General features: G+C 65.0%; 11 protein-coding genes. 7 read left to right on the top strand and 4 right to left on the bottom strand.

The window, feature by feature from the left end; genetic code table 11:
- Window positions 1-103: 103 nt before the first annotated feature.
- The 6 genes from ACVINW_RS15175 (at window position 104) to ACVINW_RS15200 (ending at window position 8,599) form a co-directional block, all read left to right on the top strand.
- Complete coding sequence (locus tag ACVINW_RS15175) at window positions 104-652, top strand: c-type cytochrome (RefSeq protein WP_456752047.1); 549 nt, start codon at window positions 104-106, stop codon at window positions 650-652.
- A 223-nt stretch (window positions 653-875) separates the two neighbouring features.
- Window positions 876-2,774 (top strand): extracellular solute-binding protein, encoded by a 1,899-nt coding sequence (locus ACVINW_RS15180; protein WP_456752048.1) that lies wholly within the window; start codon window positions 876-878, stop codon window positions 2,772-2,774.
- 12 nt (window positions 2,775-2,786) lie between these two features.
- Window positions 2,787-4,673: an extracellular solute-binding protein gene (locus tag ACVINW_RS15185; protein ID WP_456752049.1), complete on the top strand. Its 1,887-nt coding sequence runs from the start codon at window positions 2,787-2,789 to the stop codon at window positions 4,671-4,673.
- 3 nt (window positions 4,674-4,676) lie between these two features.
- A complete protein-coding gene (locus ACVINW_RS15190; protein ID WP_456752050.1) occupies window positions 4,677-5,786 on the top strand; it encodes a microcin C ABC transporter permease YejB in 1,110 nt (369 codons plus the stop codon).
- Window positions 5,786-6,970 carry an ABC transporter permease gene (locus ACVINW_RS15195; RefSeq protein ID WP_456752051.1) on the top strand — a complete coding sequence of 395 codons (1,185 nt, stop codon included), beginning with the start codon at window positions 5,786-5,788 and terminating at the stop codon, window positions 6,968-6,970. Before ACVINW_RS15190 ends, ACVINW_RS15195 begins: the two co-directional genes overlap by 1 nt.
- 3 nt (window positions 6,971-6,973) lie before the next feature.
- Window positions 6,974-8,599, top strand: coding sequence for an ABC transporter ATP-binding protein (locus ACVINW_RS15200; RefSeq protein ID WP_456752052.1), 1,626 nt, complete (start codon window positions 6,974-6,976; stop codon window positions 8,597-8,599).
- Window positions 8,600-8,715: 116 nt separating this feature from the next.
- Here ACVINW_RS15200 and ACVINW_RS15205 read toward each other — a convergent pair whose 3' ends face one another.
- On the bottom strand, window positions 8,716-9,558 hold the full coding sequence (locus tag ACVINW_RS15205; RefSeq protein ID WP_456752053.1) for a C40 family peptidase: 843 nt from the start codon (window positions 9,556-9,558) through the stop codon (window positions 8,716-8,718).
- A complete protein-coding gene (locus tag ACVINW_RS15210; RefSeq protein WP_456752054.1) occupies window positions 9,551-10,930 on the bottom strand; it encodes a leucyl aminopeptidase family protein in 1,380 nt (459 codons plus the stop codon). Before ACVINW_RS15210 ends, ACVINW_RS15205 begins: the two co-directional genes overlap by 8 nt.
- Before the next feature lie 206 nt (window positions 10,931-11,136).
- On the opposite strand from ACVINW_RS15210, the gene ACVINW_RS15215 reads away from it, so the two are divergent.
- The gene (locus ACVINW_RS15215; RefSeq protein WP_456752055.1) at window positions 11,137-11,943 is read left to right on the top strand and encodes a tetratricopeptide repeat protein; all 807 of its coding nucleotides are present in this window, start codon (window positions 11,137-11,139) and stop codon (window positions 11,941-11,943) included.
- A 96-nt stretch (window positions 11,944-12,039) separates the two neighbouring features.
- Here the strand turns inward: ACVINW_RS15215 and ACVINW_RS15220 are convergent, their stop codons facing one another.
- Window positions 12,040-13,014: a type II secretion system F family protein gene (locus ACVINW_RS15220; protein WP_456752056.1), complete on the bottom strand. Its 975-nt coding sequence runs from the start codon at window positions 13,012-13,014 to the stop codon at window positions 12,040-12,042.
- 9 nt (window positions 13,015-13,023) lie between these two features.
- Window positions 13,024-14,001 (bottom strand): type II secretion system F family protein, encoded by a 978-nt coding sequence (locus ACVINW_RS15225; protein WP_456752057.1) that lies wholly within the window; start codon window positions 13,999-14,001, stop codon window positions 13,024-13,026.

A 14,001-nucleotide genomic window follows, 5' to 3' on the forward strand; every position in this document is an offset into this window, starting at 1 on the left:
TCAACCCTGCCTGGGGGAGGCACGAAAGGTCGATTCCCGGGTCTTTCCCCGCGGCCGTATTCCCGGCCTGAAGTCGACATTCAAGGCCCGGAGCCTGACCGAAATGGACTCCTTCGAACTCAACAAAATCCTCGGTGCGGTTCTCGGCACCTGCATCGTCGTCCTGGTGATGAGCTTTACCGCCGGATCGGTGTTTTCGGCCAAGATGCCGGAGAAGCCGGGTTTTGAGATCGCGGTGAAGGAAGAGACCCATGGCGGTGGCGGCGAGGCCGCAGCCGCGCAGTCGGAGCCGATCGAGAAGCTGCTGCAGACCGCCTCCGCCGAGAAGGGCGCCGCGGCCGCCAAGAAGTGCCAGGCCTGCCACACCTTCGAGAAGGGCGGCCCCAACCGCGTCGGTCCGAACCTCTACGGTATCGTCAACGAGCCCCGCGGCGAAGGCCGCGGCTTCAACTTCTCGGCCGCGATGAAGAGCAAGGGCGGCACCTGGACCTTCGACGACCTCAACAAGTTCCTGGCCAATCCCAAGGGCTTCATCCCGGGCACCGCGATGGGCTTCGCCGGCGTTCCGAAGGACAGCGAGCGCGCCGACATCATCGCCTATCTGAATTCGAACTCGGAGCACCCGGCTCCGCTCCCGACCGCTTCGAAGTAACGATTTGTCCTGCGATCATATGCAGATTGACGGCCAGGCAATGCCTGGCCGTTTTCGTATGTGGGAAACCGTTTGGCGGTCGCGGGCTTGTTATCGTGGCGTTTGGCCGCAGCGGAATTGTTCCCCAACGGCTATCATGAGGAAAAAGCAACGTAATTTGTCGAACCGTTGCCTTATATTGAGTCCCATCTAGCGAGGCGTGCACAGCAACAGGAATTCTGCATTGGCGATCACCCGACGACATCTTCTCCAAGGTAGCGCCTACGCCGCGATGGCTCCGGCGCTTGGTCTTGCCCCCGCCGCATCGGTCATATCAGGGGCCCACGCGGAGGACGCCCCCGGCGGGCTGAAATGGCGTCACGCGCTCTCGACGTTCGGCGATGTCAAATATCCCGCCGACTTCAAGCGTTACGACTACGTCAATCCGGAGGCGCCGAAAGCCGGCGTGATTCGGCTGTTCGAGCTCGGCACGTTCGACAATTTCAATCTCGTCATCCAGGGCGTGAAGGGCTCGCTTGCCGGCGCTGCGACGCAGATCATCGAAACCCTGACCACACGATCGCTGGACGAGCCTTCGACCGCCTATGGGTTGCTGGCGGAGACGGCCGCCTATCCCGATGATTTTTCCTACGTGATCTATCGGCTGCGCGCGGCGGCACGCTGGCACGACGGCAAGCCGGTGACGCCCGAGGACGTGATCTTCTCGTTCGATGCCTTCAAGACCAACAGCCCGATGTACAACGCGTATTATCGGCATATCGTCAAATGCGAAAAGACCGGCGAACGCGATGTCAAATTCACGTTCGACGCGCCCGGAAATCGCGAGCTTCCAAGCATCGCGGGCGAAGTGCCGGTGCTGCCCAGGCATTGGTGGGAAGCAAACGATGCGCAGGGCAACAAGCGCGACATCACTGCGACGACGCTGGAGATTCCGCTGGGGTCCGGGCCCTATCGAATCAAGGAATTCATTGCCAGTCGTTCGGTCACGCTGGAGCGCGTCGCCGACTATTGGGGCAAGGACCTCCCGGTCAATGTCGGGCAGAACAATTTCGAGCAGATGCGGTTCGAATTCTTCCGCGACGATACGGTCGGGCGCGAAGCCTTCAAGGCGGACCAGCTCGACTGGTTCGCCGAACGCAGCGGCAAGCAATGGTCGACCGCCTATGATTTCCCGGCGGTGGCCGACAAGCGCGTGCTGAAGGAGAAGTTCACCAATTCGAGCTCGGGACGGATGCAGGGCTACGCGTTCAATCTGCGCCGTCCGCTGTTCACCGACATCAGGGTCCGCCGCGCCTTCAACCTCGCCTATGACTGGGAGACCTCGGACCGGCTGCTCTCGAACGGCGACTACCATCGCGACAACAGCTATTTCGACGGGATTCCCGAGTTCATGGCGACCGGCATCCCGGAAGGTGCCGAGCTGCAGATCCTCGAACCGCTGCGCGACAAGGTGCCTGCCGAGCTGTTCACGACGCCATACAAGAATCCGGTTGGCGGCACCGAGGAGGCGGCGCGCGCCAATCTGCGTGAAGCCGCGCGCCTGCTCAAGGAAGCGGGCTTCGAGAATCGCGATCGCAAGCTGATCGATCCCTCGGGCAAGCCGGTCAGCGTCGAATTCCTGTGCGGCGACCCGGGCGACGAGCGTGGCGTGCTGTTCTACAAGCCCTATCTCGAGCGGCTCGGCATCACGGTGTCGATCCGCACGGTCGACAGCGTGCAGTACCAGAACCGCATCCGCAGTTTCGACTTCGATATCACGACCGCGGTATGGGGACAGTCGCTGTCGCCGGGCAACGAGCAGCGCGACTTCTTCGGATCGGACTCGGCCGACCGGCCGGGCTCGCGCAATCGCCCCGGGATCAAGAATCCGGCGGTCGATGCCCTGATCGAGCGCATCATCTTCGCCAAGGACCGCGCCGACCTGGTCGCGAGCTGCAAGGCGCTGGACCGAGTCCTGCTTTGGAATTGCTATCTGGTCCCGCAATTCGCCGCCGGCTTCGAACGCGCCGCCCGCTGGGACCGTTTCAGTCGCCCCGATCCGCTGCCGAAATACGGCGTGGCGGGCTTTCCGAGCCTGTGGTGGTACGACGCCGACAAGGCTGCCAAGATCAAGCGCTCTTAGAAGGAAACGCGCATGGCGCTATTGACCCGCCGGCATGCACTTGGTCTCGGCATCGGTGCGGTGAGCGCAGCGGCATGGCGTGCCGTACCTGCCGCAGCCGAAGACGGCGCCGAGATGCACGGCATGTCGGTGTTCGGCGACCTGAAATACCCGGCGGATTTCCAGCAGTTCGACTTCGTCAATGCGAAGGCGCCGAAAGGCGGGTTGTTCTCGATGGTGCCGACCGTGCGCACCAACAACCAGTCGTATTTCACGTTCAGCTCGCTCAACGCCTTCATCCTGAAGGGCGAGGGCGCGCAGGGCGCGGACCTGACCTTTGCCACGCTGATGGCGCGCGCGGCCGACGAGCCGGATGCCGTCTACGGCCTGGTGGCGAAGTCGGTGCGGATTTCGCCGGATAAACGCGAATATCGCTTCACGTTGCGGCCTGAGGCGCGCTTCCACGACGGCTCCAAGCTGACCACGCAGGACGTCGCCTTTTCGCTGAACATCCTCAAGGACAAGGGGCACCCGCTGGTGGTGGTGCAGCTCCGCGACATGGTGAAGGCGGACGCGCTCGATGATGCGACGGTGCTCGTCACCTTCACGGAGAAGCGCGCGCGCGACGTGCCGCTGTTCGTCGCGAGCCTGCCGATCTTCTCGAAGGCCTATTATGCGACGCGGGCGTTCGAGGAATCGACCCTCGATACGCCGCTCGGCTCGGGGCCGTACAAGGTCGGCAAATTCGAGGTCAACCGCTACATCGAATATGATCGGGTCAAGGATTGGTGGGGCGCCGATCTGCCGGTGAGCCGCGGCCTGTATAATTACGACACCGTGCGCTACGAATATTATCGCGACCGCGATGTCGCCTTTGAGGGCTTTACCGCGAAGAACTATCTGTTCCGCGAGGAGCTCACCGCGCGCGTCTGGGCGACGCGCTACGATTTCCCCGCGCTCAAGGAAGGCCGCGTCAAGCAGGAGCTGATCCCCGACGACACGCCGTCCGGCGCGCAGGGCTGGTTCATCAACATGCGCCGCGACAAGTTCAAGGACCCGCGCGTGCGCGAGGCGCTGATCTACGCCTTCGACTTCGAGTGGACCAACAAGACCATCATGTACGGCGCCTATGCGCGCACCGTCTCGCCGTTCCAGAATTCGGACCTGATGGCAAACGGATCGCCCTCTCCGGAGGAGCTCGCGCTGCTCGAGCCGTTTCGCGGCCAGGTGCCCGACGAGGTGTTCGGCGCGCCCTTCGTGCCGCCGGCGTCCGACGGCTCGGGGCAGGATCGCGCGCTGTTGCGCAAGGCCGGCCAGCTCCTCACCGAGGCCGGCTATGTGGTCAAGGACGGCAAGCGCGTGCGGCCCAACGGCGAGCCCTTCACCATCGAATTCCTCAACGACGAGTCCTCTCTGCAGCCGCATCACGGGCCCTACATCAAGAATCTCTCCACGCTCGGCATCGACGCGACGTTCCGCCTCGTCGACCCCGTGCAGTATCGGGCCCGGGTCGAAGATTTCGACTTCGACATGACGATGGAGCGCTTCAGCACGTCGGCGACGCCCGGCGACAGCATGCGGCCGTTCTTCACGTCGCAGGCGGCCAAGACCAAGGGCTCCTACAATCTTGCCGGGATCGAGAGCCCGGTGATCGATGCGCTGGTCGAGAAGATCATCGCCGCGGACAGCCGCGCCGAACTGACGACCGCCTGCCGCGCGTTCGATCGCGTGTTCCGCGCCGGCCGCTACTGGGTGCCGCAATGGTACTCCAACAAGCATCGGGTCGCCTATTGGGATGTCTTCGATCATCCCAAGACCCTGCCGCGCTATCAGATCGACAACTACTCATCGAGCATGGGGGAGCGTATCCTGTGGTGGTATGACGCGGCCAAGGCCGCGAAGCTCGAGCAGGCGAAGTAGCCGATGAGCGCCTACATCGCCCGACGTATCCTCCTGATGCTGCCGACGCTGCTCGGCATCCTGTTCGTCTCCTTCGTGGTGGTGCAGTTCGCGCCCGGCGGCCCGATCGAGCGCGTCATCGCGCAGCTTAACGGTGCCGACACCGGCGGCACCTCGCGGGTCTCCGGCGGTGGCGGCGATTTCGCTGCGCAGCGCGGCCAGGGCGGCGGAGCAGGCGGTGCGATCAATTCGAAATATCGCGGCGCGCAGGGGCTCGACCCTGACTTCATCAAGAAGCTCGAGGTGCAATTCGGCTTCGACAAGCCGGCGCCGGAGCGGTTCGCGCTGATGGTGTGGAATTTCGCGCGCTTCGACTTCGGCGAAAGTTATTTCCGCAGCGTCAGCGTGTTGCAGCTGATCAAGGAGAAGCTGCCGGTCTCGATGTCGCTCGGCATCTGGATGACGCTGCTGACCTACCTGATCTCGATCCCGCTCGGTATCCGCAAGGCGGTGAAAGACGGGTCGCGGTTCGACACCTGGACCTCGGCCGTGATCATCGTGGGCTTTGCGATCCCCGGCTTCCTGTTCGCGATCCTGCTGATCATCCTGTTCGCCGGCGGCTCGTTCCTCAACATCTTCCCGCTGCGCGGTCTGACCTCGGACGGCTGGTCGCAGTTCCCCTGGTACTGGAAGATCATTGACTATTTCTGGCATTTGACGCTGCCGCTGATATCGATGGCGCTCGGCGCCTTCGCCACCATGACGCTGCTGACCAAGAACTCATTCCTTGACGAGATCCGCAAGCAATATGTGATGACGGCGCGGGCCAAGGGTTGCAGCGAGCGCCAGGTGCTGTACGGCCACGTCTTCCGCAACGCGATGCTGATCGTGATCGCGGGTTTCCCCAGCGCGTTCATCCACGCCTTCTTCTCCGGCTCACTCTTGATCGAAACCATCTTCTCGCTCGACGGGCTCGGGCTGCTCGGCTTCGAGAGCGTCCTGAACCGCGACTATCCGGTGGTGTTCGGGACGCTGTTCATCTTTTCGCTGGTCGGACTGGTGGTCAATCTGATCTCCGATCTGGCCTATATGTGGATCGATCCCCGGATCGACTTCGAGGCGCGGGAGGTGTGATGTCGATGCTCGCGCCCCGGCCGGTCGAGACCACGACGCAATCGCCGATGGGCGAGGCGGTGCCCGCCACCCGCCACGCCTTCACGCCGTCACCGCTGAACCAGCGGCGCTGGCAGAACTTCAAGGCGAACCGGCGCGGCTACTGGTCGTTCTGGATCTTTCTGGTGCTGTTCGTGCTGTCGCTGTTTGCCAATTTCATTGCCAACGACAAGCCGCTGCTCGTGAAGTATGACGGCCATTACTATTGGCCTGTCGTGACGAGCTATGCCGAGACCACCTTCGGCGGCGATTTCGAGACCGCTGCCGACTATCGCGATCCCTATCTGCAGAAGCAGATCGCCGCCAAGGGCGGCAGCATGATCTGGCCGCCGATCCGCTACTCCTACGACACCCACAATCTGGATCTGCCGACTCCAGCGCCGTCGAAGCCGACCTGGCTGTTGACCGAGGACCAATGCAAGGAGGTGGTGCAGAAGAAGGGCCTCACCGGCTGCCGCGACCTCGAATACAACTGGCTCGGCACCGACGATCAGGGCCGCGACGTGGTCGCGCGGCTGATCTACGGCTTCCGCATCTCGGTGCTGTTCGGCCTGATCCTGACTATCCTGTCCTCGATCATCGGCATCGCCGCCGGCGGCGTGCAGGGCTATTTCGGCGGCTGGACCGATCTGATCTTCCAGCGCCTGATCGAGATCTGGACCGCGATCCCCTCGCTCTATCTGCTCCTGATCATCTCGGCGGTGCTGCCGCCCGGCTTCTTCATCCTGCTCGGCATCCTCCTGCTGTTCTCCTGGGTCTCGCTGGTCGGCCTGGTGCGCGCCGAATTCCTGCGCGGTCGCAACTTCGAATACATCCAGGCGGCACGCGCGCTCGGTGTCTCCAACGGCGTCATCATGTTCCGCCATCTCTTGCCCAACGCGATGGTCGCGACCATGACGTTCCTGCCCTTCATCGTCTCGTCCTCGGTGATGACGCTGACGGCGCTGGACTTCCTCGGCTTCGGCCTACCGCCCGGCTCGCCCTCGCTCGGTGAATTGCTGTCGCAGGGCAAGGCCAATGTGCAGGCGCCGTGGCTCGGTCTCACCGGCTTCTTCTCGGTCGCGATCATGCTGTCGCTTCTGATCTTCATCGGCGAAGCCGCGCGCGACGCCTTCGATCCGCGCAAGACGTTCTCGAAGGGCTGACGCATGGACGCGGTCAACCAGCCTCTGCTCGATGTCCGCGACCTCTCGGTGGCCTTCGGCCGCTCGCTTGCGGTCGACGGCATCTCGTTCTCGATCAAGCGCGGCGAGTGCGTCGCGCTGGTCGGCGAATCCGGTTCGGGAAAATCCGTCAGCGCGCTGTCGGTGCTGAAGCTGTTGCCGTATCCGACGGCTTCGCATCCGACCGGCGCGATCCGCTTCCGCGGCCGCGATCTCCTGACTGCGTCCGACCGGGAGATGCGCGAGGTTCGCGGCAACGACATCTCGATCATCTTCCAGGAGCCGATGACCTCGCTCAATCCGCTCCAGACCATCGAGACCCAGATCGGCGAGATCCTGTCGCTGCACCGAGGCATCGGCGGCGCGGCGGCGCGGGCCCGGACGCTGGAATTGCTCGGCCAGGTCGGCATCCCCGAGCCGGAGACCCGGCTGAAGAGCTATCCGCACCAATTGTCCGGCGGCCAGCGCCAGCGCGTGATGATCGCCATGGCGCTCGCCAACGAGCCTGATCTCTTGATCGCGGACGAGCCGACCACTGCGCTCGACGTCACCGTGCAGGCCCAGATCCTGGCGCTGCTGGCCGAGATCCGCGCGCGGCTCGGCATGAGCCTGCTGTTCATCACCCACGATCTCGGCATCGTCCGCCGCATCGCCGACACGGTCTGCGTGATGAACAACGGCAAGATCGTCGAGCAGGGGTCGGTCGAGCAGGTCTTCACCGCCCCGCAGCACGCCTATACCAAGGCGCTGCTCGCGGCCGAGCCGAAGCCCGATCCGGCGCCGCCACAGCCGGGCGCGCCCGTCGTGATGTCGGCGGACAATCTCAAGGTCTGGTTTCCGATCAAGCGCGGGCTGTTGCGCTCGACCGTCGGCCACATCAAGGCGGTCGATGGCGTCAGCCTCGCGGTGCGCAAGGGCGAGACGCTCGGCGTGGTTGGCGAATCCGGCTCCGGCAAGACCACGCTTGGGCTCGCGCTGCTCCGGCTGATCTCCTCCGATGGCCCGATCGTGTTCCTCGGCAACGACATCCAGGGCTTGCGCTTCAAGCAGATGCGGCCGTTCCGTCGCGACATGCAGATCGTGTTCCAGGATCCCTTCGGTTCGCTCAGCCCGCGCATGTCGGTCGCCGACATCATCGCCGAGGGGCTCGAAGTGCACCAGAAGCAGCTGTCGCGCGAGGAGCGCGAGGCGCGGGTGATCAAGGCCATGAAGGATGTCGGCCTCGATCCGGACTGGCGCTTCCGCTACCCGCACGAATTCTCCGGCGGTCAGCGCCAGCGCATCTCGATCGCGCGCGCGGTGGTGCTGGAGCCGAACTTCGTCGTGCTGGACGAGCCGACCTCGGCGCTCGACATGCTGCTGCAGGCCCAGATGGTCGATCTGCTGCGCGACCTGCAGCGCAAGCGCGACCTCACCTACATGTTCATCTCGCACGATCTGCGCGTGGTCGCCTCGCTCGCGAGCCACCTGATCGTGATGAAATCCGGCAAGATCGAGGAGGAGGGGCCGGCCTCCGAGCTGTTCAAGAACCCGAAGAGCGACTACACCCGCGCGCTGTTCGCGGCCGCGTTCCGCATCGAAGCGGCCGGCGACGGGTCGGTGGCGACGTAACCCATACTCGTCATTCCGGGGCTCGTGAAGCGAGAGCCCGGAATCCATCGGCCCGCATGTTCGGTGGATGGATGGATTCCGGGCTCGGCGCTCCGCGCCGCCCCGGAATGACAGGTTCAGAGCCGCTTGATCGCGGTGACCTCGCTACCGGCAGCCTTGATCCTTGCGATCGCGGCCTGCGTGTTCTCCACCACGGTCACCATATGATGCGCGTTGGCGTGCACGATCGTGGTCGCATCGCGCGCGATGGCGACATGGCCCTTCCAGAAGATCAGGTCGCCGCGTTGCAGGTGCTTCGATTCCGCTGAACTCAGTTCGCGGCCGAGTCCGTCCTGCTGCATGTCGCTGTCGCGCGGGCAGCCGATGCCGGCGGCGGTCAGCGCGATCTGCACCAGGCCCGAGCAGTCGATGCCGAGGCTCGACTTGCCGCCCCAGAGATAGGGCGTGCCGACGAATTGCTCAGCGATCCCGACGAAATCCTGCGCCATCGCGTCGAGCAGTGCGAGATGCTGGCGCGGCAGGTACCAGCCCTCGCGGGTCAGTGCGAAAACGCCGTCCTCGCGGAGGATCGCGAGCTTGCTCCCCATTGCCAGCGCTTCGACCGGAGGCAGCTTGATCGACGGTCCCGGAAACGCCAGCGTGCGCAGCGCCGTCACCTTGTGCGTCGGGGTCGCACCGGGCGTCGTCAGCGCGGCCTCGGGTAACCAGCCGACATAGCCGTCATCGGCCAATTGGCCCCAGGCCCAGCCTTCGCCGTTGCGATCGTAGACCGTGACGCGCTCGCCGCGCAGCGTCTGCGTCATCTGCTCGGCATCGCTTGCCGGTGCCCGGCGCAGCGGCGCGATCGCCTCACCAACCTCGAACAGCGTGCCGTCGACGAAGCGCGCCGCCTGGACCTTGCCCTCGAGATATTTCGCGGCGAGGTCGGCACGGGCCGGCGTCAGTCTGGCATCATGCATAGCGCCGGCTCAACAGTTTGTAGATCGCGCGCGACGCCTGGCATTCGCCGCCTTCGGGGCGGCCCGGCTTTGCCGACGGCGTCCAGCCATAGATGTCGACATGCAGCCAGCTCCGCGCGTGCTCGACAAAGCGCTGCAGGAACAGCGCGCAGGTGATCGAGCCCGCGAAACCGCCCGACGGCGCGTTGTTGATGTCGGCGGTCTTGGAATCGAGCCAGGCATCGTAAGCCGGCCACAGCGGCATCCGCCACAACGGATCGTTCTCGCTTGTCGCATGAGCTGCGACGTCGGCGGCGAGTGCTTCGTCATTGGTGTAGAACGGCGGCAGATCCGGGCCCAGCGCCACCCGCGCGGCGCCGGTCAGCGTGCCCAAATCGACCAGCAGATCCGGCGTCTCCTCGTCGGCCAGCGCCAGCGCGTCGGCGAGCACCAGCCGTCCCTCGGCGTCGGTGTTGCCGATCTCCACCGTGATGCCCTTGCGCGACCTGAAGATGTCTAGCGGGCGGAACGCATTGCCGGCGACCGCATTCTCGACCGCCGGGATCAGTACGCGCAGCCGCAGCTTCAACCTGGCGTCCATCACCATCTGCGCCAACGCCAGCACATTGGCGGCGCCGCCCATGTCCTTCTTCATCAGCAGCATGCCGCTCGACGGCTTGAGGTCGAGCCCGCCGGTGTCGAAGCAGACGCCCTTGCCGACCAGCGTCACCTTTGGATGGGCAGGATCGCCCCAGCAGAGCTCGATCAGCCGGGGGCCGCGCGTCGAGGCCATGCCGACGGCGTGGATCAGCGGAAAATTCTGCGCCAGCTCCTCGCCCCCGATGCAATTGAAGGCGGCGCCGAACCGGCTGGCGAGATCGCGCGCCACCTCGGCGAGTTCGGCCGGGCCCATGTCGTTGGACGGCGTGTTGATGAGGTCCCGCGCCAGCGCCGCGGCGTCCGCCATCCGCGCGATCTCGGCGGCATCGATGCCGTCGGGCGGCACCAGGCGGACCTCGGGAGCCTTGTTCTTGCGATAGCGGCCGAAGCGGTAGCAGCCCAGCGCGAAGGCGAGCGCGGCGAGCCGCGTGTCATGCGGCGCATTGGCGAAGCGGTAGATGCCGGGCGGCAGCAGACCGGGCAGGGCGCCGGGCCGGAACGGATCGCGCGCCTTGTGGTCCGTGTCCTCGAGGCCGAACAGCACCTGCGCGATGCCGCCATCGGCCGCCGGCAGAACGAGGAGTTTGCCCGGCTTGGCCTCGAAGCGGTTGGCCTCGGCGAACTGGCGCGCCGGCGCCGACAGCTCGTCGCGGACCGCATCCCAGGTCGCCTTGGTGACGAAGGTGATCGGCGTGGCGGCGGTCGTGGGGGCGGTCTCGAACACGGATGGCATGCGGCTCTCGGCTGTTCTGGCGTCGTGGCTGGTGACTACACGCCTTTCACGGCGGATGGTAGCGCGGCCGCGGTCACAAGGCCTTGCAGAATCGGAACCGGCGCGCCGGTCCCTCGTGCCGCCAGTTAACCAGACGTTAGGGTTAACAGTCTATTGCTGGCACGCTCGGTTGGAGCCATTCGCCCGATTTCGTGAGTGACAGTGCCATGCGTCGACATTCCCATTTGACCCGGCATCTCGCTTCCGCAGCCTTCGTGGCGGTCCTCGCCGCAGGGCTTGGCGGCTGTCAGACCATGTCCGACGTGACGGGATCGATTGCGTCCCGCTCGGACCCCACCCCCGCCACGCCCGATGATCCGCGCCGCGCCGCCGAGGTCTATGGCGAGCGCTATCGCAAGAATCCCAAGGATGTCGAGGCTGCTATCGCTTATGGCCACGCGCTGCGCATGACCGGACAGCGCTCGCAGGCTTGCGCCGTGCTGGAGCAGGCGACCATCGCCAGCCCCGGCAACAAGGCGCTGCTCGCGGCCTATGGCCGGGCGCTCGCCGACAACGGCAATTCGCAGGCCGCGTTCGACGTGCTGAGCCGCGCGCACAGCCCGGACAATCCGGATTGGCGGATCCTCTCGGTGCAGGGAACCACGCTCGACAAGTTGAACCGGCACGAGGAGGCGCGGCGCTATTACGCCAGCGCGCTGCGGCTGGCTCCGGACGAGCCCTCGGTGCTGTCCAATCTCGGCCTGTCCTACATGCTGACCAAGGAATTGCCGAAGGCGGAGGAGACGCTGCGCCAGGCCTATGCCAGCGCCCGCGCCGACACCAGGATCCGGCAGAACCTCGCGCTGGTGGTCGGCCTGCAGGGCCGCTTCGCGGAGGCCGAGACGATCGTCAAGGCGGATCTGCCGGCAGACGAGGCGGCGGCCAATGTCGCCTATCTCCGCGACATGCTGAACCGCAAGGACGGGCCGAAGACCGCGTCGCGCGCCGCACCCGTCGTCGCCAAGGACGACTAACGTCACCTCTTGCAGCTTCGCGATACCCGTGCCCCATACGCACAAAGAGAAACGCCCGGCAATGCCGGGCGTTCTCGTATGCGTCGTCGCGCAAATTCAATGCATCGTGGCGATCTTGATGTAGGACGGCCCGAGGATCACGATGAACAGGCAGGGCAGGAAGAACAGGATCATCGGCACGGTCAGCTTGGGCGGCAATGCCGCCGCCTTCTTCTCGGCCTCGTTCATGCGCATGTCGCGGTTTTCCTGCGCCATCACGCGCAGGCTCTGGCCGAGCGGCGTGCCGTAGCGTTCCGACTGCTGCAAGGCCATGCACACCGACTTGACGCCCTCGAGCCCGGTGCGGCGCGCCAGGTTCTCGTAGGCGGACTTGCGGTCCTGTAGATAGGACAGTTCCGCGGTGGTCAGCGCGAACTCCTCCGACAGCGCGATCGACTGTCCGGCGATCTCGTTGGCCACCTTGCGGAACGCGACCTCGACCGACATGCCTGATTCGATGCAGATCAGCAGCAGATCCAGCGAATCAGGGAAGGCACGCTTGATCTGGAGCTGACGCTTGGAGATCGCGTTCTTCAGGAACAGCATCGGCGCCTGCAGGCCGGCATAGGCCGCGGCGACGCAAATGCCGATCTTGATCGTGAGCGACCAGCCGGCGCCGGCGATGAAGAACGTATAGATGATGGCGCCGAGCAGCAGCACGATCGGCGTCACCGCGCGGGCGAACAGGAAGGTGACGTAGGGCGCGTGGCCGCGATAGCCCGCCATCACGAGCTTCTCGAGCGCTGCTTCCTGGGCCAGCCATTTGGTGAGGTTGAGGTCGTCCACCACCCTGGAGACGACCTGCTTCGGCGTTTGCCGCAGTGCCACCTTCTCCGTCTTGGAGAGCCGTTCGCGTTCGCGCTGCCGGAGCCGTTCGCGCTCGCTGGCCACCGCCTTCATGCGCTTGTTGAGATCGCCGCCGGCGAGCAGCGGCATCACCAGCGTATAGACCGTCGCGCTTGCCGCGAAGAAGGCAAGCAGCATGGTCATGAACCTGACGTCGTGGAGCTTGGCAACCAGAATATCAATCATGCTGCACCGTCAGAAATCGAAGTTGATCATCTTCTTCATCACCAGGACGCCGCATGTCATCCAAAGCGCGCAGGCGACCAGCATCAGCTGTCCCATCGAGTTGGTCCAGAGCAGGGCGATGTAGTCCGGCGTCGTCAGGAACACGAGGATCATCACGATCGGCGGCAACGAGCCGATGATGCCGGCGGAGGCCTTCGCTTCCATCGACATCGCCTGGATCTTCTCGGCCATCTTCTTGCGGTCACGCAGCACCCGTGACAGGTTGCCGAGCGCTTCCGACAGGTTGCCGCCGGACTTCTGCTGGATCGCGATCACGATGCCGAAGAAGTTCGCCTCCGGCAGCGGCATGCGTTCATAGAGCCGGGCGCAGGCCTCGCCGAGCGGCATGCCGATCGCCTGGGTCTCGATGATCGCGAGAAACTCGCTGCGCAGCGGTTCCGGCGCATCGTTGACCACAGCCTTGAGCGATTCGAACAGCGGCAGGCCGGCCTTGATGCCGCGCACGATGACGTCGACGGCATCGGGCAGCGCTTTCAGGAAGGCCTTCTCCCGCCGCTTCTTCAGGAAGCCGAGCAGCCAGCGCGGCAGGCCGAGACCCATCGCAAAGCCGATGCCGGCCGCGCCGAGCAGGCCGCCGCCGACCAAGAATGCCACGCCGAACCCGAACAGGCCGAGGGCGCCGGAGATCATCCAGAATTTCTGCTCGGACCATTCCAGCCCGGCCTGCGAGATGCGCATGCCGAGCGGGACCTTCTTGTCCTTTTGCCGGCGGGCCTCGAGTTCCTTCAACGATCCTTCGACCTGCTCGCGGCGCGAACGCTGCGTGCGGTCGGCCGTCCGGGTCGTCGAGGGCTCGCTGCGCGCAACCGATGCGCGGCGCGACTCGGCCTTCTTCTCTCCGGAGAGGTAAGGATACAGGAACACCCAGGCGAGGCCGCCCACGGTGGTGGCGGCGAGGAAGGCGAGAGCAAGCATCTGCATCTGCAT

This window comes from Bradyrhizobium sp. USDA 4461 (assembly GCF_054055655.1).

What these genes read in the sequence shown, in the direction of transcription:
- ACVINW_RS15175 (WP_456752047.1), top strand. Translation starts at nt 104, where the DNA reads ATGGACTCCTTCGAACTCAACAAAATCCTCGGTGCGGTTCTCGGCACC.
- ACVINW_RS15185 (WP_456752049.1), top strand. Translation starts at nt 2,787, where the DNA reads ATGGCGCTATTGACCCGCCGGCATGCACTTGGTCTCGGCATCGGTGCG.
- ACVINW_RS15190 (WP_456752050.1), top strand. Translation starts at nt 4,677, where the DNA reads ATGAGCGCCTACATCGCCCGACGTATCCTCCTGATGCTGCCGACGCTG.
- ACVINW_RS15195 (WP_456752051.1), top strand. Translation starts at nt 5,786, where the DNA reads ATGTCGATGCTCGCGCCCCGGCCGGTCGAGACCACGACGCAATCGCCG.
- ACVINW_RS15200 (WP_456752052.1), top strand. Translation starts at nt 6,974, where the DNA reads ATGGACGCGGTCAACCAGCCTCTGCTCGATGTCCGCGACCTCTCGGTG.
- ACVINW_RS15205 (WP_456752053.1), bottom strand. Translation starts at nt 9,558, where the DNA reads ATGCATGATGCCAGACTGACGCCGGCCCGTGCCGACCTCGCCGCGAAA.
- ACVINW_RS15210 (WP_456752054.1), bottom strand. Translation starts at nt 10,930, where the DNA reads ATGCCATCCGTGTTCGAGACCGCCCCCACGACCGCCGCCACGCCGATC.
- ACVINW_RS15215 (WP_456752055.1), top strand. Translation starts at nt 11,137, where the DNA reads ATGCGTCGACATTCCCATTTGACCCGGCATCTCGCTTCCGCAGCCTTC.
- ACVINW_RS15220 (WP_456752056.1), bottom strand. Translation starts at nt 13,014, where the DNA reads ATGATTGATATTCTGGTTGCCAAGCTCCACGACGTCAGGTTCATGACC.
- ACVINW_RS15225 (WP_456752057.1), bottom strand. Translation starts at nt 14,001, where the DNA reads ATGCAGATGCAGATGCTTGCTCTCGCCTTCCTCGCCGCCACCACCGTG.